Source organism: Marinobacter sp. M5B (genome assembly GCF_042604615.1).
Taxonomy (GTDB): Bacteria; Pseudomonadota; Gammaproteobacteria; order Pseudomonadales; family Oleiphilaceae; genus Marinobacter; species Marinobacter salarius.
In genome coordinates this window covers 1,167,092-1,191,301 of the sequence record NZ_CP156894.1, presented here as the reverse complement: position 1 = coordinate 1,191,301, position 24,210 = coordinate 1,167,092, and the positions used below count along the sequence as shown (strand labels likewise).

Annotated in this window: 24 protein-coding genes; 9 read left to right on the top strand and 15 right to left on the bottom strand. The window is 58.0% G+C overall.

All coding sequences use genetic code 11. The features are described 5' to 3' along the window. Nucleotides 1-25 precede the first annotated feature (25 nt). The gene (locus AAGD24_RS05390) at nucleotides 26-451 is read right to left on the bottom strand and encodes a peptidoglycan-binding domain-containing protein (RefSeq protein WP_379866766.1); all 426 of its coding nucleotides are present in this window, start codon (nucleotides 449-451) and stop codon (nucleotides 26-28) included. Nucleotides 452-532: 81 nt separating this feature from the next. Continuing rightward, complete coding sequence (locus AAGD24_RS05385) at nucleotides 533-1,648, bottom strand: AI-2E family transporter (RefSeq protein ID WP_379866764.1); 1,116 nt, start codon at nucleotides 1,646-1,648, stop codon at nucleotides 533-535. A gap of 150 nt (nucleotides 1,649-1,798) precedes the next feature. Between AAGD24_RS05385 and AAGD24_RS05380 the strand changes: the two genes are divergently transcribed. The 3 genes from AAGD24_RS05380 (at nucleotide 1,799) to AAGD24_RS05370 (ending at nucleotide 3,551) form a co-directional block, all read left to right on the top strand. After that, on the top strand, nucleotides 1,799-2,143 hold the full coding sequence (locus AAGD24_RS05380) for a hypothetical protein (RefSeq protein WP_041333415.1): 345 nt from the start codon (nucleotides 1,799-1,801) through the stop codon (nucleotides 2,141-2,143). A 137-nt stretch (nucleotides 2,144-2,280) separates the two neighbouring features. Next, a complete protein-coding gene (locus AAGD24_RS05375; RefSeq protein WP_075194933.1) occupies nucleotides 2,281-2,529 on the top strand; it encodes a hypothetical protein in 249 nt (82 codons plus the stop codon). 122 nt (nucleotides 2,530-2,651) lie between these two features. After that, nucleotides 2,652-3,551: a haloalkane dehalogenase gene (locus AAGD24_RS05370; protein WP_350034698.1), complete on the top strand. Its 900-nt coding sequence runs from the start codon at nucleotides 2,652-2,654 to the stop codon at nucleotides 3,549-3,551. 19 nt (nucleotides 3,552-3,570) lie between these two features. Here AAGD24_RS05370 and AAGD24_RS05365 read toward each other — a convergent pair whose 3' ends face one another. Then, complete coding sequence (locus tag AAGD24_RS05365; RefSeq protein WP_036203796.1) at nucleotides 3,571-4,359, bottom strand: acyl-CoA thioesterase II; 789 nt, start codon at nucleotides 4,357-4,359, stop codon at nucleotides 3,571-3,573. Between the two features lie 198 nt (nucleotides 4,360-4,557). On the opposite strand from AAGD24_RS05365, the gene AAGD24_RS05360 reads away from it, so the two are divergent. Then, complete coding sequence (locus tag AAGD24_RS05360) at nucleotides 4,558-6,072, top strand: DEAD/DEAH box helicase (protein WP_036205678.1); 1,515 nt, start codon at nucleotides 4,558-4,560, stop codon at nucleotides 6,070-6,072. 17 nt (nucleotides 6,073-6,089) lie between these two features. On the opposite strand, the gene AAGD24_RS05355 is transcribed toward AAGD24_RS05360, so the two are convergent. The 4 genes from AAGD24_RS05355 to AAGD24_RS05340 all read right to left on the bottom strand — a co-directional run bounded on the left by AAGD24_RS05355 (nucleotide 6,090) and on the right by AAGD24_RS05340 (nucleotide 9,481). Then, nucleotides 6,090-6,605: a dihydrofolate reductase gene (locus AAGD24_RS05355; protein ID WP_036203793.1), complete on the bottom strand. Its 516-nt coding sequence runs from the start codon at nucleotides 6,603-6,605 to the stop codon at nucleotides 6,090-6,092. Between the two features lie 441 nt (nucleotides 6,606-7,046). Beyond that, nucleotides 7,047-7,886 (bottom strand): thymidylate synthase, encoded by an 840-nt coding sequence (locus AAGD24_RS05350; protein ID WP_379866761.1) that lies wholly within the window; start codon nucleotides 7,884-7,886, stop codon nucleotides 7,047-7,049. Further along, nucleotides 7,883-8,671 (bottom strand): prolipoprotein diacylglyceryl transferase, encoded by a 789-nt coding sequence (gene lgt / locus AAGD24_RS05345; RefSeq protein ID WP_036203787.1) that lies wholly within the window; start codon nucleotides 8,669-8,671, stop codon nucleotides 7,883-7,885. Before lgt ends, AAGD24_RS05350 begins: the two co-directional genes overlap by 4 nt. Nucleotides 8,672-8,686: 15 nt before the next feature. Continuing rightward, on the bottom strand, nucleotides 8,687-9,481 hold the full coding sequence (locus tag AAGD24_RS05340) for a sulfite exporter TauE/SafE family protein (RefSeq protein WP_379866759.1): 795 nt from the start codon (nucleotides 9,479-9,481) through the stop codon (nucleotides 8,687-8,689). 86 nt (nucleotides 9,482-9,567) lie between these two features. On the opposite strand from AAGD24_RS05340, the gene AAGD24_RS05335 reads away from it, so the two are divergent. The 4 genes from AAGD24_RS05335 to dxs all read left to right on the top strand — a co-directional run bounded on the left by AAGD24_RS05335 (nucleotide 9,568) and on the right by dxs (nucleotide 13,627). Continuing rightward, nucleotides 9,568-10,353 (top strand): NRDE family protein, encoded by a 786-nt coding sequence (locus AAGD24_RS05335; RefSeq protein WP_379866758.1) that lies wholly within the window; start codon nucleotides 9,568-9,570, stop codon nucleotides 10,351-10,353. A gap of 48 nt (nucleotides 10,354-10,401) precedes the next feature. After that, the gene (locus AAGD24_RS05330; RefSeq protein WP_036203780.1) at nucleotides 10,402-10,656 is read left to right on the top strand and encodes an exodeoxyribonuclease VII small subunit; all 255 of its coding nucleotides are present in this window, start codon (nucleotides 10,402-10,404) and stop codon (nucleotides 10,654-10,656) included. Continuing rightward, nucleotides 10,656-11,555: a polyprenyl synthetase family protein gene (locus AAGD24_RS05325; RefSeq protein WP_379866756.1), complete on the top strand. Its 900-nt coding sequence runs from the start codon at nucleotides 10,656-10,658 to the stop codon at nucleotides 11,553-11,555. The genes AAGD24_RS05330 and AAGD24_RS05325 overlap by 1 nt, the downstream gene beginning before the upstream one ends. A gap of 137 nt (nucleotides 11,556-11,692) precedes the next feature. Further along, nucleotides 11,693-13,627, top strand: coding sequence for a 1-deoxy-D-xylulose-5-phosphate synthase (dxs, locus tag AAGD24_RS05320; protein WP_085681566.1), 1,935 nt, complete (start codon nucleotides 11,693-11,695; stop codon nucleotides 13,625-13,627). An 18-nt stretch (nucleotides 13,628-13,645) separates the two neighbouring features. Here the strand turns inward: dxs and ribA are convergent, their stop codons facing one another. From ribA to AAGD24_RS05290, 6 genes are all read right to left on the bottom strand, one after another. Continuing rightward, complete coding sequence (gene ribA / locus AAGD24_RS05315; protein WP_007154564.1) at nucleotides 13,646-14,260, bottom strand: GTP cyclohydrolase II; 615 nt, start codon at nucleotides 14,258-14,260, stop codon at nucleotides 13,646-13,648. Between the two features lie 83 nt (nucleotides 14,261-14,343). Next, complete coding sequence (gene moaC / locus AAGD24_RS05310) at nucleotides 14,344-14,832, bottom strand: cyclic pyranopterin monophosphate synthase MoaC (RefSeq protein ID WP_007154565.1); 489 nt, start codon at nucleotides 14,830-14,832, stop codon at nucleotides 14,344-14,346. A gap of 76 nt (nucleotides 14,833-14,908) precedes the next feature. Next, a complete protein-coding gene (locus AAGD24_RS05305; protein ID WP_350034709.1) occupies nucleotides 14,909-15,874 on the bottom strand; it encodes a Nudix family hydrolase in 966 nt (321 codons plus the stop codon). A 2-nt stretch (nucleotides 15,875-15,876) separates the two neighbouring features. Then, nucleotides 15,877-17,094, bottom strand: a complete 1,218-nt coding sequence (gene argJ / locus AAGD24_RS05300) for a bifunctional glutamate N-acetyltransferase/amino-acid acetyltransferase ArgJ (protein WP_350034711.1) — start codon at nucleotides 17,092-17,094, stop codon at nucleotides 15,877-15,879. Between the two features lie 127 nt (nucleotides 17,095-17,221). Beyond that, nucleotides 17,222-19,972, bottom strand: a complete 2,751-nt coding sequence (gene secA / locus AAGD24_RS05295; RefSeq protein ID WP_041333407.1) for a preprotein translocase subunit SecA — start codon at nucleotides 19,970-19,972, stop codon at nucleotides 17,222-17,224. Nucleotides 19,973-20,147: 175 nt separating this feature from the next. Further along, nucleotides 20,148-21,101 (bottom strand): M23 family metallopeptidase, encoded by a 954-nt coding sequence (locus AAGD24_RS05290; RefSeq protein ID WP_075194901.1) that lies wholly within the window; start codon nucleotides 21,099-21,101, stop codon nucleotides 20,148-20,150. A gap of 293 nt (nucleotides 21,102-21,394) precedes the next feature. Here AAGD24_RS05290 and AAGD24_RS05285 point away from each other — a divergent pair, with 293 nt between their 5' ends. Then, nucleotides 21,395-21,841, top strand: coding sequence for a DUF721 domain-containing protein (locus tag AAGD24_RS05285; RefSeq protein WP_036203758.1), 447 nt, complete (start codon nucleotides 21,395-21,397; stop codon nucleotides 21,839-21,841). Nucleotides 21,842-21,852: 11 nt separating this feature from the next. Here AAGD24_RS05285 and lpxC read toward each other — a convergent pair whose 3' ends face one another. Together lpxC and ftsZ are read right to left on the bottom strand one after the other, a co-directional pair. After that, nucleotides 21,853-22,767, bottom strand: coding sequence for a UDP-3-O-acyl-N-acetylglucosamine deacetylase (gene lpxC / locus AAGD24_RS05280; protein WP_007154571.1), 915 nt, complete (start codon nucleotides 22,765-22,767; stop codon nucleotides 21,853-21,855). A gap of 196 nt (nucleotides 22,768-22,963) precedes the next feature. Then, entirely contained in the window at nucleotides 22,964-24,121 is a 1,158-nt protein-coding gene (gene ftsZ / locus AAGD24_RS05275) for a cell division protein FtsZ (protein ID WP_007154572.1), read from the bottom strand. Nucleotides 24,122-24,210: the final 89 nt, after the last annotated feature.

Here is a 24,210-nt window from a genome sequence, read left to right as displayed (position 1 = left end):
AGGCAGGAAAAACGGTTATCAGGGCCTAGAAGAAGGACCAGCCACCGTCGTCATCTTCCTCTATATCATCTTCTTGCGCCTGCTCTGCCGGCTCGTCAGCGTCCGGCTCCGCGGCCGCACTGGAAGTGCCTGCATCCTGTGACGCTCCGGCGTTGCCGGACGACCCAGCAGCCGCGACCTGAACGTGAACCATACCCAGCGCTTTCTTGGTGGCGTCATCAAGCACACCAGAGGCGTTCAACCCCTGATCCTTTTGAAACGCGGTCAACGCCGAGCGAGTGGTGTCATCCATTTGCGGACTGACATTGTTGATGTCATAACCCGCCGCATAAAGGGCATTCTTAAGCGCCACGGTATCGTTTGCTGACGCAACGGGCGCCGCCGCCAGGGCCATTGCCCCCGCGAGGATAGCAGCCAATATACGGGTGTGAGTGAATATCTGCCTAGCCATGATCTACTCCAGTTACCTGTCGCTTTTTATTGTGTTGCCAGTCCCTACAGGATGGACATTACGACGAAAGACTAACATATTTTAAGCACTGCCGGACCGATCCGATTGTTGTGATTCTGTAGCGGGGGCAGACACATTTACTGACGGGGCTTCACTCGATTCCCCAAACTCGCGTATGAAAATACCCCAGAACGCCATGAACAGAGCCGCGACCAATGGGCCCATCACAAATCCATTAATGCCGAACATCACTATCCCACCCAAGGTGGAGAGCAAAACGATGTAGTCTGGCAGTTTGGTATCCCGGCCAACGAAAACAGGCCGGAGCAGATTGTCCGCGAGCCCGATCACGACCACCCCGAACGCCGTTAGCACAATTGCCGACACCATCTCCCCTGTCGCGGCCAGGTAGAGAGCCGCAGGAACCCAGACCAACGCCGCGCCAACGGCGGGAAGCAGGGACACAATCGCCATCACCACCCCCCAGAGCAGCGCACCCTGAATACCCAGAAGCCAGAAAATACCGCCCCCAAGCGCGCCCTGGATAACCGCGATCAACAAGTTGCCCTTGACCGTGGCCCGCGTGACCTCTGCGAACTTGGCAAACAACAGACGCTCACGCTCGTCTCCCAGCGGCAGCGCACGAATCAACAGATCCACCAGTTTGCTGCCATCACGGAGAAGGAAAAACGCCAGGTAGATCATCAGCGCCAGCCCCAGAAAGAACTGAAACGTATTCTGCCCAAAACCGAGCGCCTGTTTTGCCAGAAACTGACTGCCCCCCACGAAGCCGCTGACCACGCGATCCCTCACCTCTGCGAAGTCCAAACCAAACTGGGCGAAAAACGACTCAATGGCCGGAAACGACTGGATAACCCTGTCAATGTAGTCGCCGGGGCGTAGTTGCCCTTCCTGGATTCGCTGATAGAGGGACAACCCCTCTGCCACCAGCGACGTCACCAACGCCAGCACCGGTATGACCACGATCACCATGCAGATCAGTAGCGTTAGCAGGGCAATGGTATTGGGACGGTCGCCCAACCGCCGGGCCAGGTACTCTCGAACCGGATGAAAGATCAGCGCAATGGCCACGGCCCAGAAAATAGGGCCAAAAAAAGGCTTCATCAGCAGAATGAACGCCAGGGAAACCCCAACCAGCATGGCCAGAAAGGTCCGTGTCTCGAGTTTTCCGTACATAGTGAAATTCCCTGAACCTGGGTGTCGTCGTCTCACAGTAGGTGGGCTGCGGATCTGAATGGGCCTAGACTACCACGCCATCGTGGCCAGTCTAGCGACTTTCAGGTTATAGTGGACGGTTATTGGTCATTCGTTAAACAGGTCGCGACGTTGGATAACGAAGAGTTTGATATTGAAACGGCGCTGGATGCGGTCGCTGCTCTCAATCGTGTGCTGGCAGCCAGAACGCACCGCCGCAAAGTGATGGGCCAGGAAGTACTGATACCGGGCCAGTTAGGCGAAGCCCTGCAGTTGCCGCAGATCCTGCGGCGTTTGCAGAGTAAACAGGCACGCCAACGGGAGCAGGGACTGGAAGACTTTCAGGAGCTGTGGCCAACGCTGTCGCCTGCCACACGGGAAAAGGTCCTCGACAGAATCGGCTGGTACGACCCGAAATCCCTGGACTGGGAGGACAAACGCTCGAACCGTCGCCCGGTTGCCGACCCGGATCATTGAAACCGTCCTGATAATGAAGTCGTCCTGACAAATGAGCCCTTTCGGGCATTCTTTCGTAGTTCTTGTCCTATTTCTCGTTGAACTGACTTTGAATTGTCACAGTTCGCCCTTACGTTGGAGCTAATGGAGGTTTATTTATGCAACAAACAGAACATTACAACGCCATCGCTTCAGAGAGCAGTGCCGTACCCACTTTACTGTGCGGGCATTGTCGCTCCACCCTGTCCCGTAGCCGAATTTTCCGCAACGAAGAAATGCGGCCCCATAACGACCACTGTCAGACACTTGCCTTATGCTCGGCAGACGACTGTGGTGCTCTGAATTGCTGCGACGCAGCGTTGGCGCGGCTTGACGACCCAGACGAACTCTTCAGCAAAGCATCCTGATTCAAACAGTCAACGCACTGTTACGTAAACCAAACACACAAAATTCCCATCTGATTTATCCTGATTCCTGAAGGCTGCGGTAACACCAGCCACGCAACCACTCAGTCAGGACAGTCGATGGCATGCGTATTCTGAGAACCGATGAAGCCCGCTTCGCAGGTCTTCCGGATTACCCTTTTTCCCCTCATTATCTGGACGTAGAGCCAGGCCTGAGAATGCACTATGTAGACGAAGGCCCGAGGGACGCATCGCCCGTGCTGATGCTGCACGGCGAGCCATCGTGGTCGTACCTTTATCGTCACATGATCCCACTGGTGGCAGAAGCGGGGCATCGGGTACTGGCTCCCGACCTGATCGGGTTCGGTAAATCCGATAAGCCAGCCGATGTAAGCGACTACAGTTACGAACGCCACATGGCGTGGCTGTCCGAGTGGCTTAAGGCCCAGGGCCTGAAGAACATCACTCTGGTCTGCCAGAACTGGGGTTCACTCCTGGGCCTGCGACTGGCGGCCGAACACCCTCAACTCTTCCGCCGGATCATTGTTGGCAACGGCATGCTGCCGACCGGGGATACCCCGGCGCCCGCCGTATTCACGCTGTGGAAAACCTTTGCCACCCACAGCCCGTGGTTTCCTGTCGGACGGATTGTTCAGCTCGGAACGGAAAGGGCCTTGAGCAAGGCCGAAATCGCAGCCTATGAAGCACCTTTCCCATCTGCAGAATTCAAGGCAGGTGCCCGCGCATTCCCGAAACTGGTCCCCGTTTCCGCCGAAGACCCCTCAAGCGATGCCAACAAGGCGGCCTGGCGCATTCTGGAAACCTGGAAAAAGCCGTTTATTACCTGCTTCAGTAGCGGCGACCCCATTACCCGGGGCGGAGACCGATACATGCAACGCCGCATCCCCGGCGCCCATGGCCAACCGCACATCACCTTACGCGGTGGCCACTTCCTGCAGGAAGACTCCCCGGACGACTTCGCCCGCATCATCATCGACGCCTGCAAGTCTGAAATGGCGGCCTGAAGCCGCCATGTCCTGATTGCTACCCGAACACCGTCACCGTCTGGCGGCTAGTCGCCACCAGCTCACCACGGCTTGTCCAGATACCGGCCTGAGTATGGCCGTACCCGGCACCGGCCTGATCAATGGTCGCGCGATACAGCAACCAGTCATCCGGCCCGATTTTTGGCCGCGGATGCATGATATCCAACGCCCAACTCAGGGAACTGGCTGGCGCCGGCGATTTCAGGTGTGGCAGCACGGCAGGCGGCCAGGCGTCAACGAGCGCCACAATATGAGCATCGGTAATGGCTTCTGGCGCCTCCCTGAACTGCATCCACCCGCCCATCTCGCGACCGCCGATACCGCTGAAAGGCATGCCTCCGAACGCCCAGCGCATTTCAATGTGCTGGGTAAACTCCGGGGTCACGCCCTTGATGTAGGGCAATGCCTGGCAATCCCCAACGGCCCTCGCCTCTGGAGCAACGAGTGGCTCAACCGCCACTGCCGACTCCCGATCGCCACCAAAGCTCGCCAGCGCCACCAACTTCGGCTCTCCGCCTTGGACAATGCGCCCCATAACCTGGCTGACGGCCTTGCCTTCCCGCAGAATTTCAGCCTCGACTGTCGCCGGTTCATCCGGCGTGACCGGGCCCACAAAGGACACCTGCATTGAACGCATGGGGCGTCCCGGGGCTACCACCTGGGCCATCCGGTCAAATACCAGAGCGGCAATCAGGCCGCCAAAAGAAGCGCGCCCCTGAGCCCAGGTCGTCGGGATAGTAACGCTCCCACCGCTGGCGGTCTTTTCCATCAATTCGTCAAAATTCATCAGCCTGCCTCGTTAGCATCCTATTCGAAACAACCCGGAGATTGCCGAAGATCCACCCGCAACGCAACCGTCATCGCCGGCAACTACCTACTGCACTAACAGCATTAGCCGTGTTAAAGACACAACAAACCAGTTATAATCCCCGCCATAACACGCATTGCATTGCAATGCCCTACCCTCCGAATTCTGAGTAAATTAATGTCTGAATTGTCTTTTGCCGACCTCGGCCTGGATCCCGCTGTCCTCGAAGCAGTTGCCGCCGTTGGCTATGAAAAGCCCTCTCCCATACAGGCCCAGACGATCCCTGCGCTGTTGGCTGGTAAGCACTTACTGGGTGTTGCCCAAACGGGTACCGGTAAAACCGCCGCCTTTGCGCTGCCTTTGCTGAGCCGGATCGACGCGTCTGTTATGGAACCACAGATCCTGGTTCTGGCACCCACGCGGGAACTGGCCATCCAGGTGGCCGAAGCGTTTACCACCTATGCCAGCAAGTTCCGCAACTTCCACGTTCTGCCTATCTATGGCGGCCAGGACTTTTTCCCTCAGATCAAGGGCCTGCGCCGCGGTGCCCAGGTGATCGTGGGCACCCCTGGCCGAATGCTGGATCACCTCCGCAAGGGCACACTGAAGCTGGACAGCCTCAAGGCGCTGGTACTGGACGAAGCCGACGAAATGCTGCGCATGGGCTTCATCGACGACGTGGAAGCGATCCTGGCAAAGACCCCGGACAACTGCCAACGCGCACTGTTCTCCGCGACCATGCCGCCGCAGATCAAGAAGGTCGCCCAGACCTATCTGCGCGACGCCACGGAAGTGAAAATCGAGAGCGAGACCCGCACGGTTGAACGCATTTCGCAGTTTGTGCTGCCGGTCTATGCCGAACGCAAACTGGATGCCCTGACCCGCATCCTGGAAGTGGAACCGCTCGACGCCGCCATTATTTTTGTGCGGACGAAAGCGGAAACCACGTTGCTGGCTGAGAAACTATCCGCACGCGGCCATGCCGTAGCACCGCTGAACGGTGACCTGAACCAGCGTCAGCGCGAGCAGACAGTGGAAGACCTCAAGCGCGGCAAGAAAGACATCATCGTGGCAACCGATGTTGCGGCCCGCGGCCTTGATGTCCCCCGCATTACTCACGTAATCAACTACGACGTGCCTTACGACACCGAAGCCTACATTCACCGGGTTGGCCGCACCGGCCGTGCCGGTCGTGAGGGCAAGGCGATTCTGCTGGTCACGCCTCGTGAACGCAGCTGGCTGCGCACGCTTGAGCGCGCCACCAATTCGCCGATGGAATCCTATGAACTGCCCTCGCCCAACGCTCTGAAGAAGATGCGCGAAGAGCAGTTTGAGTCACAGCTTCTGGGCTTTGCCGAGGATGGCAAGCTGGGCAAGGCGATGGCGTTGCTCGATGAAATCGCGGAACGCAACGACATGGACATTGCGATGGTTGCCGGTGCGCTGGCTTGCTATCTGGAGGCATCCCAGCCGGGCTCACTGCCCCTGGAACAGCCGGAAGCACTGCCGGTGGTTTCTGCCACCGCTCCGCCACGTCGTGACCGTAAAGGTGGCCGTCCGGGCGGTAAGCCAGGCGGGTTCAAGCCAGGGTTCAAGAAGGGCCCCAAGGGCCGCGGTGGCCCAGGCCCGAAGGGCAAGCCTCCCGGCAAGGGTGGCAAGCCTTCTGGTAAACGCCCACCCCGTCAGGGCTGACCTGCTGACTCAGGCGCTCAAGGCTGACTTGGGCGCTGGTAGACGACGAAGCTGTAGTCGTAAGGGTTATTATCGGACGCGGAGAAATCCTCCCGTCCGAGCTCTTCCCACTCATCCCAGTTTACTTCCGGAAAGAATGCATCTCCCTCCACCTCGGCGTGCACCTGGGTGACGTAGATCCGATCCACCATCGGCAGCGCTTCCGCGTAGATCTGCCCACCGCCGATGATCATGACTTCATCTCCGCCTTCAATCTCGGCCTGTGCTTCGGCTTTGACCAATGCGTCTTCCAATGATTCTGCCGCAACCGTTCCGGCGGGTGCCTCCCATTCCGGATTCCGTGAAATCACCACGTTCATTCGCCCGGGCAAGGGTCTACCAATGGAATCCCAGGTTTTCCGGCCCATGATGATTGGTTTTCCCATGGTGGCCTGTTTGAAGTACCTGAGATCGCCCGGCAAGTACCACGGCAGCTTGTTGTTACGGCCGATGACCCGGTTGCGGGACATGGCTACTATTAGAGCTTTTCTCATTGTTTGTTTATCCTCTTGATTGGGAGCTCCGGAGCCCGGGCCCTCGGGACTTGGGGGCTGCAATAGAGCGAGATAATCTGTCCAAAAAACGCCTCAAGGCATCCATGCGCGGCTTGGGCTCCGCCATCCATGGCTCCGCACATTTTTGGACAGATTATCCCGCCCTATTGCGATTCGGCCATACAGATGGTCGATCCACAATTACTTCAATGCAGAGCAGTAGCAAATCTCGAATCATCGCAAACACTCAACCTGACCAACCCTTTCAGATAATCGAACTCTGCTATTCGGTCGCAGGGCAGCGTGTGGGGACTTTCGAAAATGTGCGGAGCCATGGAAGGCGGAGCCCAAGCCGCACACGGACGTCTCGAGGCGTTTTTCGAAAGTCCCCACACGCTGTTCTGCAGGCACCAAAATAAAAGGGCCAGGCCCAGCTAGAGATCAAATAGCAATGGGTGCCTTAATCCCAGGATGCGGCTCATACCCGTCAAACTCGAAATCCTCCAGTTCGTACTCGAAGATCGATGAAGGCTTCCGCTTGATCACCAGTTGGGGCAACGCCCGTGGCTCCCGCTTCAACTGCTCGAACACGATGTCGTCGGTCAGGTGGTTCTGGTACAGGTGACAATCGCCAAAGGTATGGACGAACTCCCCCACACCCAGATCGCACTGCTGGGCAATCATGTGAGTCAGTAACGCGTAGGACGCGATATTGAACGGAACACCCAGGAACAGGTCGGCACTGCGCTGATAGAGCTGGCAGGAGAGCTTGCCGTCGGCGACGTAGAACTGGAACAAGCAGTGGCACGGAGCCAATGCCATGCGACCCTGGCGGACGTTGTCCTGGGGGCCAATGGATTCATCCGGGAGCTCAGCCGGGTTCCACGCCGAGACAATCAACCGGCGTGAATTGGGCTTGTTGCGAATCTGGTCAATCACTTCGCTGATCTGGTCGACGGTGCTGCCATCCGGGCAGTGCCAGCTTCGCCACTGCTTGCCGTAAATAGGACCGAGGTCTCCGCTCTCCAGGGCCCATTCATTCCAGATAGAAACGTTGCGCTCTTTCAGCCAGTTGTTGTCGGTGGACCCCTGCAGGAACCACAACAGCTCCTGGATAATGCTGCGCAGGTGGACTTTCTTGGTGGTCACCAGCGGGAAGCCGTCCTGCAGGTCAAAGCGAATCTGGCGGCCGAAGACCGAGCGGGTGCCGACGCCGGTGCGGTCACCGCGGTCCATACCGTTGTTCACCACGTCTTTCATCAGGTCGAGATAGGCTTTCATTCAGCGTTTCTCCGGTAAGCAATAACGATCAGAACGGCGCCCGCCAGGATCATCGGGAACGACAACACCTGCCCCATGGTCAGCCAGTCGAAGGCCAGGTAACCCAGCTGGGGGTCGGGCTGGCGAACAAACTCCACCAGGAAGCGGAAGATGCCGTAACACGCCAGGAACAGGCCTGAGACCGCCATGCGAGGTCTCGGTTTGGACGAAAACCACCACAGTACGATGAACAGCAGGACGCCCTCCAGGGCGAACTGGTAAAGCTGGGACGGGTGCCGGGCCAGACTGTCCGGCGCGGTACGGAAGACCATACCCCAGGCAACATCCGTGGGTTTGCCCCAGAGTTCGCCGTTGATGAAGTTGCCGATGCGACCAGCACCCAGGCCAACCGGCACCAGTGGTGCGACGAAATCCGCAATCTGCCAGAAGGTGCGATCCACCTTGCGACCGAACCACCACATGGCGAAGATCACACCAAGCAGGCCACCGTGGAAGGACATTCCCCCTTCCCACACGCGTAGCAACATCAACGGGTCAGCCGCGAAGGCACTGAAATTGTAGAAGATCACATAGCCAAAGCGGCCGCCCAATATCACGCCAAGGGCAATGTAGAACAGCATGTCCCCCATCTGCACTTCGGTAATGGGCGACCAGGGCTTGCGGGCGCGAAGGCGGCCCAGCCACCAGCCCACAAGAAATCCGACCAGGTAGGTCAAGCCATACCAGTGTATTTTCAAAGGCCCGATGGCAATGGCCACCGGATCGATTTGCGGATGCTGGAGCATCAATAACCCCTCAGGTCAGAACAGAAAACGGATACCTACGACAATCAGGAAGATGGCGAAGATTTTTTTCAACAGGACTGCGTCCAGGCGATGAGCCAGGTTGGCTCCAACCCGGGCGAACAACACACTGGTCAGAACGATACCCACAAACGCAGGCAGATAGATAAACCCGACACTGAGCTCCGGCAGATCTGGGTTCTGCCATCCGGTGCCAATGTTTGCCAGCGCACCGGCCACAGCGATGGGCAATCCACAGGCAGCGGAGGTGCCTACCGCTTGCTGCATCCGCACGTTGCACCAGCTCAGGAACGGAACAGTCAGCGTCCCCCCGCCAATACCAAAAATAGCGGATGCCCAGCCAATACCGGCCCCGGCACTGCCCAGCCCGACGGAACCGGGCACATCGCGGCCAGGTTTGGGGTTGGCACCGAAAAGCATTTTCAAAGCCACCAGAATGACAAACACACCAATGACCAGCTCCAGGACCTCACCACCGAGCATGGATGCGGTCCAGGCACCCAACACCGCACCGAGCACAATGCCCGCCGTCATGGGGCGGAATATCTCCCAGCGGACGGCGCCGTGGAGGTGGTGGGACCGTATTGAACTGATGGAAGTGAAGACAATAGTGGCCAAAGAGGTGCCCACGGCAAGGTGCGCCGCAATGTCGCTACTCACACCCTGCAGGTCAAAACTGAAAATAAGCACCGGAACAATAACCAGCCCGCCACCAATGCCAAACAGGCCGGCCATGGTGCCCGCCAGGGCGCCCAGCACAAGGTACAGGCCAACAACAGCAAAAAGGGTCATACTCAGCCACACGCAGACAGCAAATCAGGCTGGTATGATACACACCGAATCCCTTTTGTTCACTCGCGACTGATGAGCCCGCCACCATGTGCCTGATTGTTTTTAGCGTAAAACAGCATCCTGCCTTTCCATTGGTCGTGGCAGCAAATCGTGATGAGTTCTTTCACCGGCCCACGGCGGCCATGGACTGGTGGCACAGCGAAACCGCCGGGCGCGATGTTCTGGCGGGACGTGATTTGCAGTCAGGCGGCACCTGGCTCGCAGTCGATGAGGATGGAGCTGTTGCCGCCGTGACCAATGTGCGGGAAGGCTCGCAGGTAACCGGCGCCCACTCCCGTGGCGAACTGCCACTGATGGCGCTGGCAGACAACAGTGATGCGCTCGCAGCCCGACTGCAGACACGAAAAAGCGATTACTCGGGATTCAATCTGGTCAGGCTGAATGGCCACTCGGGATGGTACTACAGCAACCGTGACGCTCACCCCGGGCGCCATGTTCATCGCGGCACCTACGGCTTGAGCAACCACCTTCTGCAGACCCCATGGCCAAAACTGCTGAGATTGAGAAACTCGGTGACCGATTTACTTGAAGGTGCGTCGGCGGACCGCACTGATGACCTCCATCACGATCTTATCGAACGCCTGCAGGACACCACGCCGGCGCCCGACCATGAACTACCGGATACCGGTATTGGCAAGGACACCGAGCGCTTTCTGTCTTCGCCGTTCATTATCGGCAGTGACTACGGTACCCGCGCCACGACAGTGGTCACGGTCAGCGCCGTCGGTGAAGTCCGGGTAACGGAACAGTGCTGGGGACCGGAGGGAAAAAAGGAAGGCACAAGGTATTTCTGCTGGCAGCGGTCGGCCTGAAGCTTTGGTATAATCCGCCAAATTCCGCGAAGCAACCGGAGGCCCTTTATGGCCGGTGAGAAAAGCGCGGCGTCCATCGCCGACTTCGAAAAATCCCTGGATGAGCTGGAAAAACTGGTCCATGACCTGGAGCAGGGCGAACTCTCCCTGGAGCAGTCTCTTACTGCATTCGAGCGCGGCGTAAAGCTGACTCGCGAGTGCCAGCAAGCGCTCAAGACGGCGGAACAGCGGGTAGAACAACTGGTGGAAAACAGCGATGGCACACTGGAAACACGCCCTTTTAGCCCGGACGAACCTGCCTGATGCCAACTCCGAACACCCGCCTGGCGGCTTTCCTGGAGCAATGCCGCAATCAGATTGACGCCGAACTTGAGCGCCAGCTTTGTGCATCTGGCCACGGCTCTGAACGCCTGCAACAGGCCATGCGATACAGTGTTCTGGGCGGTGGCAAGCGCATCCGGCCGGCGCTTTGCCTGGCGGCAGCCACGGCGCTTGGCCAGCCTCAGGAAAGTGCGATCGTTCCCGCCTGTTCGCTGGAACTGATTCATGCCTATTCGTTGATTCACGATGACCTGCCCGCCATGGACAACGATGATCTGCGCCGGGGCCGCGCCACCACGCACATCGCCTTTGACGAAGCCACCGCCATATTGGCAGGCGATGCGCTGCAGACCCTTGCGTTCGGCTGGCTGGCCGAAGCACCGGGACTGGATGATCAGGTGCGCCTTGCAATGATACGTGAATTGGCGACCGCCAGCGGCCACCAGGGCATGGCAGGTGGACAGTCGATAGACCTTGAGTCCGTGGGCAAGCAGCTGACCGTTGAGCAGCTGGAAAATATGCACCGCCACAAAACCGGTGCACTCATTGCGGCCAGTGTCCGGATGGGTGCCCTCACCGCAACCAATGTGAACGAAGACCAGTTGGCGGCCCTCACGGTTTATTCGCAAACCCTCGGTCTCGCTTTCCAGGTGCAGGATGACTTGCTGGACATCGAGGGCGATACGACTGTGATCGGCAAACCCCAGGGCTCGGATCTGGCTCGATCCAAGCCAACCTATCCCTCGCTGATGGGCGCTGACGGTGCCCGAAACTACCTGTCACAGCTGCTTGAGTCCGCACTGGCCAGCATCGAGATGTTTGGCGAGGAAGGCGACCTGCTCCGGGACATGGCCGGTTACGTAGTGGCACGCACCCATTGATCATCAACGGCTCAGGCATGCACACTGACTTATGAAGGACTGGAGGGGCCCGGCTGGCCCAATCAGTATGAAACCGGGTGCCTTCATCCCCTATAATAGAACCCACATTTTGAATCACCCGGAAAAGACCCGAGCAGATGCAGGATACATATACTTTTAAGGAAATCCCGTCCCAACGGCCCAACACGCCGCTGCTGGACAGGATTGACACTCCCGGGCAACTGCGCGAACTGGCAGCAGAGCAACTGACCCAGCTCGCCAGGGAGCTACGTGCCTTCCTGCTATGGTCGGTGGGACAAACAGGCGGCCACTTCGGCGCCGGCCTGGGTGTCCTGGAACTGACCGTTGCCCTGCATTACGTCTTCAATACCCCGGAAGACCGCCTGGTCTGGGACGTCGGCCACCAGGCCTATCCCCACAAAATCCTGACCGGGCGCCGGGAACGCATGAACAGCATCCGTCGAAAGGATGGCCTGGCCGGCTTCCCGAAACGGGCGGAGAGCGAATACGATACCTTCGGCGTTGGTCACTCCAGCACTTCCATCAGCGCTGCCCTGGGTATGGCCATCGCCTCTCGCATGCAGGGCACTGGTCGCAAGAGCATTGCCGTCATCGGGGATGGTGCCATGACGGCCGGAATGGCGTTCGAAGCCCTGAACCACGCCGGGCATCTGGACGCCAACATGCTGGTGATCCTCAACGACAATGACATGTCTATTTCCCGCAATGTGGGCGGGTTGTCGAACTACTTTGCCAAGCTGTTGGCAAGCCGGACCTACAATCAGGTCCGCGACAGCGGAAAACGGGTGCTTCAGGGCACGCCACAGTTGATGGCGCTGGCCCGCAAGACCGAGGAACACTTCAAGGGCATGATTTCGCCGGGCACTCTGTTTGAAGAGCTGGGGTTCAACTACATCGGCCCCATCGACGGCCACGACCTGCCTCTGCTGCTGGAGACTCTGGAGAACATCCGCGAACTGGACGGACCGCAATTCCTCCACGTGGTCACCACCAAGGGCAAGGGTTTCGCCCCGGCCGAAGCCGATCCAATCGGCTACCATGCCATCAACAAGATCGAACCGGTGCCGCCCAGCAAGCCAGAACCGGTTGCTCCGAAGCCGTCGAAGCTGAAATACGCCAACGTGTTTGGCCAATGGCTCTGCGACGCCGCAGAAGCCGACGACCGCATTGTGGGTATCACCCCCGCCATGTGTGAAGGCTCCGATCTTCTGGCGTTCTCCCAACGCTTCCCGGACCGGTATTTCGACGTCGCCATTGCCGAACAGCATTCCGTCACCCTGGCGGCGGGCCTTGCCTGTGATGGCGCCAAACCGGTGGTGGCGATCTATTCGACGTTCCTGCAGCGCGCCTACGATCAGCTGATCCATGACGTGGCCATACAGAACCTGGACGTCCTGTTCGCGATTGACCGCGCCGGGCTGGTCGGCGAAGACGGCCCCACTCACGCAGGCGCGTTTGACATCAGCTATTTGCGCTGTGTCCCGAACATGATCGTGATGACTCCCTCTGACGAAAACGAAACCCGGCAACTGCTGCACACAGGTATGCTTTTTGAGGGGCCGGCGGCAGTGCGCTACCCTCGGGGCACAGGCCCGGGTGCAGAGATGGTCCGCGAACTGGCTCCGCTACCGATCGGCAAGGGCCGGCTTGTAAAAGAAGGCTCGGGCATTGCCATACTCAACTTCGGCACACTGCTCACGCCCGCACTGGAGGCTGCCAAGTCTCTGGGCGCCACTGTCGCCGACATGCGCTTTGTAAAACCGTTGGATGAAGAGCTCATCCTGGCATTGGCGGAAAAGCATGACCTACTGGTTACGATTGAAGAGAACGCCATTGCCGGCGGAGCGGGCAGCGCGGTGACGGAATTCCTGAACAGCCGGGATGTCAGCCAGCCGGTGCTTCAGATCGGCCTGCCAGACACCTTCATAGATCACGGTAAGCACGGCGAGTTGCTGTCTTCCTGTGGACTGGATGCCGAAGGTATCAGGCACACTATTGAAACCCGCCTGGAGCGAATGAAGTACAACCAGTCGCTAAAGGCGGTTCAATAAACACGCGAAGAGATCACATCAGACGGCGGGATCGTCGTCCTGGTGGGTCTCGAACCAGTGTCCGAGCTTGCTCTGCTTGGTATTGAGGTAATGCTCATTGTGGGGGTTGCGCCCCACGTGCAGAGGGACGCGCTCCGCTATTTCTATACCCAGATCGGTCAAAGCATCTACCTTACGGGGGTTATTGGTCATCAGCCTCAGGCTACGAATGCCCAGGTGCGCCAACATATCCCGGCACATGCTGTAGTCCCGCAAGTCAGCCGCAAAGCCGAGTTGTTCGTTGGCTTCCACCGTATCCGCACCCTGATCCTGCAGGTTGTAGGCACGAATCTTGTTCAGCAGCCCAATACCCCGGCCTTCCTGGCGCAGGTACATAAGAATGCCCCGACCTTCGCGGGCAATACTGCGCAAGGCTTCTTCCAACTGATAACCACAGTCACAGCGCATGCTGTACAGGGCATCACCGGTCAGGCACTCGGAGTGGGTCCGCGCCAGCATCGGCTCCGGACTGTTGAGGTCACCCAGCGTAAGCGCCACGTGCTCCTTTCCGGTGTCCGGCTCTTCAAAGCCGTGCATGTCGAAAACGCCGAAAGGGGTTGGCAGCCGGCAAGTCTGGATGTAACGAACAGCCACAGTGTTTCCTCGTGGTTCAGTCAATCGAGCGGCGCATTCTATCACGAGGCCAGCGCCCTGGCGTAGTCTCTGTATGATGGATCCTACGAACCGGAGTCAGAAGCAGACCAGTGGCCACTACGCCCACCCTTCTTCTCCAACAGGCGGACATTGTCCACGACCATCCCGCGATCAACGGCCTTGCACATATCGTAGAGGGTCAGTGCCGCCACGCTGGCGGCCGTCAGGGCCTCCATCTCAACACCGGTCTGGCCGGAGAGCTTGCAGCGAGTGGCGATGTGAATCGAAGCGCCGTCCTTGCCCGGCGTCAGCTCTACCTTTACCGAGGTCAGGTTCAGCGCGTGGCAAAGCGGAATCAGCTCGTGGGTTTTCTTGGCCGCCATGATACCGGCAACCCGCGCCACCGCCAGCACATCTCCCTTGGGATGCTGCCCTTCCACAATCATTGCCAGGGTGTCCGGCGCCATCCGAATCAGCGCCTCGGCCCTGGCCTCACGCTCGGTAACAGCCTTGGACGTAACGTCTACCATACGCGCGGCGCCAGTATCGTCAAGATGCGTCAGTTTGCTCACTGTGTCTCCCAAAATCGTTGATAAAAGCGGCCTTCACGGATCTATCATACCAGAGCGTACAGAACTGGAGGCGGGATCAGTATCCGTTCCCTGACCACCAGAAACCAATACCCGCAATGCCCTGAGCGCCAGCCTGCCGTGCTGCGAGGATATCATCAGGGACAAGCCCGCCAAGGGCATAAACAGGAATCGCGGCGCCTGCGACCAGCTCCTGGAAACGCTCCCACCCAATTCCCGGCGCGCCAGGATGGGAAGAGGTAGGCTTTACCGGTCCCAGGGTAATGAAGTCTGCCTGGAGCTGTTCTGCATGCGCAATTTCCTCTTCATCGTGACAGGAGATTGCCAGCAGGTAGCCCTCGGGTATCGGCCGGGAGGAAAACTGCCGGGCCTCCCGCCACGGCAGGTGCAAACCGGTGGCCTGGGGCAGGCACTCAAGCAGCGGCGGGGCACCGTGAAGCATCAACAGCGAATCGCTGGCGCGACACGCCTCCAGTGACCAGCCCGCCAACCGCTCGTAGACCTCATCGCTTAGTCCCGGTGCCCTGAACAGGCACATCTGTGGGTGCGTTTCGAGCAAGCGCTGACGAAGTTGTTCAGGGAATGCCGAGGGATCGCCAGCAGAACCGGTAATGGCATAGCGACGAGGCAGCTTCAGGGCGCGGATAATCGGACGGTTTGCAGCGGGGAAATCAACATCCGCCAGGTCCTGGACATCGAGCCATTGTATCGCCTGCCCTTCACGGCCCTCGGGGTCGCCTTCAGAGGAAGAGGTTTCCCAGACATCAAGAAACACCCGCTTGTCCCCATAATCGTGGCGAACTCCAATCACCGGCTCAAGCAGGTTCGGATTTATCCGCAACCCGGTCTCTTCCCGAATCTCCCTGACCAGGGCCTGTTGGACCGTTTCACCGGCCTCAACCTTGCCACCCGGAAACTCAAGCAAACCACCCTGATGAACATGGTCCGGCCGACGGGCGATCAATACCTTCCCATCACGAAAGACAACACCCACCGCAACGTGTATTTCCCGAACTGGCGTCATAATCAGGTGCGATACTCAGCATTGATGGTGACGTAGTCATGGGAAAAATCGCAGGTCCACACCCGTTCACTGACATTCCCCCGCCCGAGATCAATGTGGATGGTAATTTCCTCACCGTCCATCACGGCCTGCCCGCGGGACTCGCTGTAATCCGCAGCACGGCCGCCATTGCGGACCAGGCACACATCTCCCAGCCAGATCTCGAGGGCGTTCAGGTCCAGCCCGGCGACACCAGCACGCCCCACGGCAGCCAGTATCCGCCCCCAGTTGGGATCGGATGCAAACAGTGCGGTTTTGACCAGCGGTGAGTGAGCGACCGTATAGGCAACGTCCAGCGCCTCCTGTACCGATGTCGCGCGGCTCACATCAATGGTGACAAACTTGGTGGCACCTTCGCCGTCGCGAACAATCGCGTGCGCCAGCTCGAGGAACACCTCGCGCAGCGCTTCCCTGAGCTTTGGCAGGGACGGGCTATCGGCCGCGATTTCAGGGCCGCCGGACTGACCGCTGGCAATGAGCATGCAGGCATCGTTGGTGGACGTGTCACCGTCGATGGTAATCCGATTGAACGACGCCTCTCCTAATTCTGACGCAAGGCTCGCCAACACATCGGGTGCGATATTCGCATCGGTGGCAATAAAGCCCAGCATGGTAGCCATGTTGGGGCGGATCATGCCCGCCCCCTTACTGATACCGGATATGGATACCGCTTGGCCATCCAGATCAATCCGGCGCGAGGCACCCTTGGGACGAGTGTCGGTGGTCATGATCCCAGACGCTGCTTCAGCCCAGTGGGACTCCGAGACATCCGCCAGTGCTTGCGGCAACGCGCTGACAATTTTACCAACCGGCAGTGGCTCCCCGATAACCCCTGTCGAAAACGGCAGCACGCTACCAGCGGGGACACCGGCGTGATCCGCCAAAGCCTGACAACAGGCCTGGGCATCCTTCATGCCTTGTTCGCCGGTGCCGGCATTGGCATTGCCGGTGTTGATCAGCAGGTAGCGCGGTGCATCGCTTGCCAGATGGCTTCGCGTGACGTGAACAGGGGCCGCGCAAAACTGATTACGGGTGAAAATACCGGCCACTCGGCTACCCGGCGCCAACTCTATAACCACCAGATCCTTCTTGCCGGGTTTCTTGATACCGGCACTGCCGATACCCAGCCTGACACCGGCCACCGGGAAAAACGTCGGCAAGGTTCCTGGACCAACTGCCATTTTCACTCTCCTTTCGTCATGATCGGCTTCTACCCGGCGATCCGGCCGGAACACCGGTTACCAAACGAAAAACCCGCAACCTGTCGATCAGGGTGCGGGCCTTAGTTCGCTCACTCAGCGGCGGAAATCAGTTGACCTTTCCACAACACTGCTTGTACTTCTTGCCAGACCCGCATGGACAAGGCTCGTTTCGCCCTACCTTTCGGTCCTGTCGCACAAAGGTCTCCGGCGTTCCCTGAGGCTGCTGGGTAGCAGCTCCATCTGCGCTGTCATCCTGCCTGTGCTGTGCGGTGGCGCTGGTTTCATCGTGGCGCAGTCGCGCCTGGGCAAGCTCCCGCTCCAGCTCTTCCTTGCGGCGGCGTTCCACCTCTTCCATTTCTTCACGGCTCTGAACACGGACATGAGACAACACCCGGACCACATCACGCTTCATGGTTTCCAGCATGCTTTCAAACAGGTTAAAGGCCTCGCGCTTGTACTCCTGCTTGGGGTTCTTCTGGGCATAACCACGCAGGTGGATACCACGGCGCAGGTGATCCATGTTTGATAGATGCTCTTTCCAGAGCGTGTCGAGCACTTGCAGGAACACCTGCTTCTCGAACTTGCGCATGGGCTCGGAGCCCGCCAGTTCCTCTTTGGCGTCGTAGGCCGCGACAATCTCTTCCAGAATACGCTGACGCAGATTCTCTTCGTAGAGCTTGCTGTCCTCGTCCAGCCATTTCTGAACAGGCAGGTTGATGGCCATCTCCGATTGCAGCTGGCTCTCCAGGCCGGCAACATCCCATTGCTCCGGCATGCTCTGCGGCGGGATGAACTCACTGACCAGAGAGTCCACCACATCCTCGCGAATGGTTTTAATCATCTCGGAAACGTCTTCCGAGGACATGACCTCGTTACGCTGATCATAGATCACCGTACGCTGGTCGTTGGCAACATCATCGTATTCCAGCAGGGTTTTCCGCATATCGAAGTTGCGGCCTTCCACCTTGCGCTGGGATTTTTCAATGGCGTTGGTGACCATTCGATGCTCGATGGCCTCGCCTTTTTTCATCCCCATGGCCTGCATCAGGCTCTTCACCCGATCCGGCGCGAATATCCGCATCAGGTTATCTTCCAGCGACAGGAAGAACCGTGATGAACCAGGATCGCCCTGACGACCGGCACGGCCTCGAAGCTGATTGTCGATACGGCGGGATTCGTGACGCTCGGTACCAATGATGTGCAGACCACCAGCCTCAAGCACCTGGTTGTGGCGCTCGGTCCATTCGGCCTTGGTGCGGGCAATTTCCTCTTCGGTGGGGCTTTCCATACCCGCCACTTCAAATTCCCAGTTACCACCCAGCACAATATCCGTACCACGGCCGGCCATGTTGGTGGCAATGGTGACTGCACCCGGGCGACCGGCCTGGGCAATGATCTGGGCCTCACTCTCATGCTGTTTGGCGTTCAGGATCTTGTGGTCAATCCGCGCCTTCTTGAGCAGCATGGACAGAAGCTCAGAGGCCTCAATTGAGGCCGTGCCCACCAGGATTGGTCGTCCCTCAGCCGTCACGTCCTTGATCTCATCAATGATGGCGTGGAACTTCTCTTCCTGAGTCAGGTAAATCAGATCGTTGTAATCGATTCGCTGGATGGGCTTGTTGGGCGGAATAACAACCACGTCCAGACCGTAGATCTGGCGAAATTCAAACGCCTCGGTGTCCGCGGTACCGGTCATGCCGGCGAGCTTGTCGTAAAGACGGAAATAATTCTGGAAAGTGGTGGATGCCAGGGTCTGGCTCTCTGCCTGAATGCGAACACCTTCCTTGGCTTCAATCGACTGGTGCAGACCTTCACTCCAGCGACGGCCCGGCATGGTACGACCTGTGTGCTCGTCAACGATCACCACCTGATCGCCCTGGACAATGTAATCCACGTCCTTCTGGAACAGATGATGAGCTCGGAGGGCCGAGTGGACGTGATGCAACAGGCTAAGGTTGGCTGCGGAGTACAGGCTCTCACCTTCCTTCAGCAAGCCCCTTTCCAACAACAGCTCTTCCACTTTTTCATGGCCGGTTTCGGTCAATTCCACCTGACGGGATTTCTCATCGATGGTGAAATCGCCACTGGGCTCACCCTCTTCACTGACTTCACCCATCTCAAGGCTTGGCACAAGCTCGTTGATCGCCAGGTAAAGTTTTGAACTGTCCTCCGCCGCGCCCGAGATGATCAGCGGGGTACGGGCTTCGTCAATCAGGATCGAGTCCACTTCGTCCACGATGGCAAAGTGGAGGCCGCGCTGCACCTTGTCTTCCGTGCTGAAGGCCATGTTGTCGCGAAGATAGTCAAAGCCGAACTCGTTGTTCGTGCCGTAGGTAATATCCGCCTGATAGGCAGCCCGCTTCTCTTCAGGCGGCTGGCCGGCTACGACAACACCTACCTGTAGCCCCAGGAAGCGATACAGCTTCCCCATCCATTCGGCATCGCGGCGAGCCAGGTAGTCGTTCACAGTGACCAGATGCACGCCCTTGCCAGTCAGAGCATTCAGATACACGGCCAGCGTCGCTACCAGCGTTTTACCTTCGCCGGTTTTCATCTCGGAAATACGGCCTTCGTGAAGCGTGATACCGCCGATCATCTGCACGTCGTAGTGGCGCATCCCCATGACTCGACGACTTGCCTCACGGGTGGTGGCAAACGCTTCGGGAAGCAATGCGTCAAGGCTTTCACCTTCGTCATAGCGACGGCGAAACTCCGCAGTTTTGCCTTGCAACTCGGTGTCGGACAAATTGCCATACTGCTCTTCAAGCTCATTAATACGCGATACGGTTTTGCGCATTCGCTTGATTTCTCTGGCGTTCTTACTGCCGAACATCTTGGTTGCAAGCTTTGTGAACATAGACCACTGCTTCTTTGATTAAACGGAGGAAGCCGGCATTCTAACCTTATTTCGCAGCAGTACAAAAGTCAGGCCTCACAGAAGCCTGTCACAACGCTGAAAAGATTGAAAAAAGAGTGCCGGACGGGGACAACGGGAAGAGATCAGGCGCCCTCACAGGCGCCTCTACAAGCGGCTAGCGGCTAGCTCGTTTGATGTAGGTTTCCGGATTCTCGGATTTGCCGTTGCGGATTACTTCAAAATGCACGTGAGGCCCGGTGGAACGGCCTGTACTGCCCATCAGAGCCAGCACCTGCCCCTTCTGGACAACGTCGCCCACTTTGACCTTGATGGTCTTGGCATGGGCGTAGCGGGTTACCAGGCCATCGCCGTGGTCCACCTCAACGAGGTTGCCGTAGCCATAGCGCTCGTCGGCATAAGTGACCACGCCACCCGCCACGGAGATAATGTCGCTACCTTCCTTGCCAGCCAGGTCCACACCGGCGTGCCAGGTACGCTTACCGGTGAACGGATCGGAACGATAGCCGTATTTCGAGGACAGCCAACCCCAGGTAATAGGACGACCCTCCACGAAGAGCTCTTTCTCGAGCTTCTGGCGGGAAGTAACCATATCCAGCATGCGCAATTGTTGCTCCCGATCTTCAATGCGGCGGGCAAGCTGATCAATCATGCTGGTCAGTTCTGGCGCGGTGAAAGAGTCGCCATCAAGACTTTCCTCGGGGCCACCGACGGCAGCTGGCTGATCAAAGTCGAATTCGTCGCTGGCCACCAGGCCCGATTCCAGAAAGCGCTGCCCGAGAGCATCAAGCCTGAGCAGACGCCCCTGCATTTCACCCAGCCGCAGCGTTAAGGCATCAACCTGCTGCTGGACGTTCCGCTCGATCCGTGCAAGCTCTACCTTCTGTTCGCCCAGCCGGGATTGCCACTGAGCGACCAATTCTGATTCTGCAGGCTCCGCCGGTTCAATCTGGCTCACCGCCACCTTATAGCCGGACCAGCCCGCCAGTACCAACAGTGCAGTCACGAATAACACCGCGCCTGCCAGGACAGGGGCGTTTACCGAAACCGTGCGGGATTTCCCATGGCGTTTGCCAACGAGGATAATGTTCATATCGTCTTCTGGTTTCATGTGGACGCAACCTGATCCTGTAGTGTTGCATCCAGAGTGTTCTGACTGGGCCTGCCGGGGCATCCTTTGCCAGATTGCGGATTTCCTATCCGACTACTCAATCCTGGGCAGCATAAATCGCGTCTGAAAACGCACGTGCTATCCATTGCAACGACTACGTTTAATAAAATAGCAGCCGCCCGTGGACATACACACACCAGACAATGTAAAACGAGTGTAATACAGGCTCTGCCTATTAACCGTGCCGAAGTGTAACCAATCGTTACCGTTGTCGTCGAGAATTACTGATTGCCATGAAAAAGAAAACCGACCTCGAATTGACTCCGGACAGCTTCTCCAGGGCTTCAACCCTGCGTGAACTGATGGCAAAAGCCCAGCATCATACTCAGGCGGAACAACTCGTTCTCGCTGCGCTTCCGGAAAGTCTTGCCAAAGGCACACGGTTTGTCAGTTGCCGTGACGGGGAGCTGGTCCTGTCGGCTACGGCAGCCACCACCGCCAGCCAGATTCGTTTCCGCCAGCATGAAATCATGGAAGAACTTCGCAAACAGGAGCTGTTCCGTTTCGTCTGGAAACTCAAGGTCAAGGTCGCTCCGCCGCGATTCAGCGAGCGTCCGAAAGCAAAAATGACACCCCTCAGTAACGAAAATGCCCGGCTCCTCAAAGAGGAAGCCGGGCACACGAAGGACAAACAATTACGCGAGGTTCTCGAAAAACTCGCAAGCCACGTCCGGGATTAAGGCGTCCTGCCTCAGCCCGCCGCCAGCACAGGTTTCATGTAGGAAATCGGGGCAGCGGCCTCGTCGTCGAAGGTCACCACTTCCCACGCATCCTCTTCTGCCCTGAGCTTGCGCAGCAGCTTGTTGTTCAGGTCGTGGCCGGATTTAATACCACGGAACTCGCCAATCAGGCTGTTGCCCAACTGGTAGAGGTCACCGATGGCATCCAGCAGCTTGTGCTTGACGAATTCGTCGTCGTAACGCAGACCGTCTTCGTTGAGGATTTTGTAATCGTCAACGACGATGGCATTGTCAACGCTTCCGCCCAACGCCAGGTTCATCGCACGCAACTTTTCAATATCACGCATGAAACCAAACGTCCGTGCGCGGCTGACTTCCTTCACAAACGACGTGCTGGAAAAGTCAACGGTTGCGGTCTGGGCGCGCCCCTTGAAGACAGGGTGGTCAAAGTCGATACCGAAGCTGACCTTGAAGCCTTCGAAAGGCAGCAGAGTCGCCTTCTTGTCACCTTCTTCAACCGTTACTTCGCGCTTGATGCGGATGAAACGCTTGGCGGCGTCCTGCTCGGCAATACCGGCGGACTGCAGAAGAAACACAAACGGACCGGCAGAGCCGTCCATAATGGGCACTTCCGCGGCGCTGAGCTCGACGAAACAGTTATCAATCCCGAGACCAGCCATGGCTGACAACAAATGCTCCACTGTTGCAACCCGGACACCGTCTTTCAGCAGTGTCGTGGAAAGCATGGTCTCACCAACGTTTTCCGCGCAGGCACGGATTTCAACCACAGGGTCAAGATCGGTACGGCGAAAAACGATCCCCGAGTCCACCGGAGCGGGCTTCAGGGTCAGATACACTTTCTCCCCCGAGTGCAAGCCAACGCCGGTGGCGCGGATGGTGTTCTTAAGTGTCCGTTGTCTGATCATCGGTACATATTTCCGTCACATAAAAGCGATATAGTCTGGGCAAAATTCTGCCCGGAGAATACCAGAAAGTAAGACTGAATACCATTTAACCAATCGTTAACCTTTGATTGGCCTCCCGGCACAAGTCCGGACTGATAGTCAGCACACGTAATTCGGTCGCAAAGGTTCCATTACCGAATACATTTGCAACAGATTATCAGTCAGCCTGACGGCGAAGGAATGCGGGAATATCGAGATAGTCGACTCCCTGCTCCTCGCTGTCCTTGCTCTGATCAATCGCCACATTGCCGTGAGCCACGGCGCGACGACGCAGAACGGCCGGACGGTCAAGCTGGTTGTAATCCGTTGTGCCATCCAGGCTACGGGTGTTGTCCACCACCTTGGTCGGCTTCTCGCGGTCACCGCCCAGGCCGGTCGCAACCACCGTCACCTTGAGTTCGTCAGTCATTTCCGGATCAATCACGGTACCCACGACCACCGTGGCGGAATCCGAAGCGAATTCACGAACAATGTCGCCAACCTCAGAGAATTCTCCCAGGTTGAGATCCATACCTGCGGTGATGTTGACCAGGATACCCTTGGCACCCTGCAGGTTGATGTCTTCCAGAAGCGGGCTTCGAACAGCGGCTTCTGCAGCTTCGCGGGCGCGGTTCTCGCCAGTGGCACGCGCCGTACCCATCATGGCGTTGCCCATCTCCGACATAACGGTTTTTACGTCGGCGAAGTCCACGTTGATCATACCGTTGCGGGTAATCAGGTCAGCAATACCCTGAACCGCCCCCAACAGCACATCGTTTGCTGAACCAAACGCGTCCAGCAGGCTGGTTTTCTTACCCATCACCGCCAACAACTTTTCGTTGGGAATGGTGATCAGCGAGTCAACGGTTTCCTCCAGCTCCTTGAGGCCGGCTTCCGCCACACTCATGCGCTTGCCACCTTCAAACATGAATGGCTTGGTGACAACGGCAACGGTCAGGATACCCATTTCCCGGGCCACTTCAGCCACAACCGGAGCAGCACCGGTTCCGGTTCCGCCGCCCATGCCGGCGGTAATGAACACCATGTCGGCGCCCTTCAGCGACTCGGCGATGCGATCACGGTCTTCCAGAGCGGATTGACGCCCTACTTCCGGGTTGGCACCGGCACCCAGCCCTTTGGTGATATTGCCACCAAGCTGAATAATCTGACGTGCATCCAGGTCCGTCAGGGCCTGAGCGTCGGTGTTGGCGCAAATAAACTCCACGCCTTCGATATCACTGTTGAGCATGTGGCGAACGGCATTGCCGCCACCACCGCCAACGCCTACTACTTTAATGACAGCGTTTTGCTGGACATTATCGACGAGTTCAAACATTTCCCCTACTCCTTCGTGCTGTTTATCAGCCTTTTCCAGACTGATTTTTCGAGATTATGATTTTCGAGATACCTTCGTGTATGTCTTCT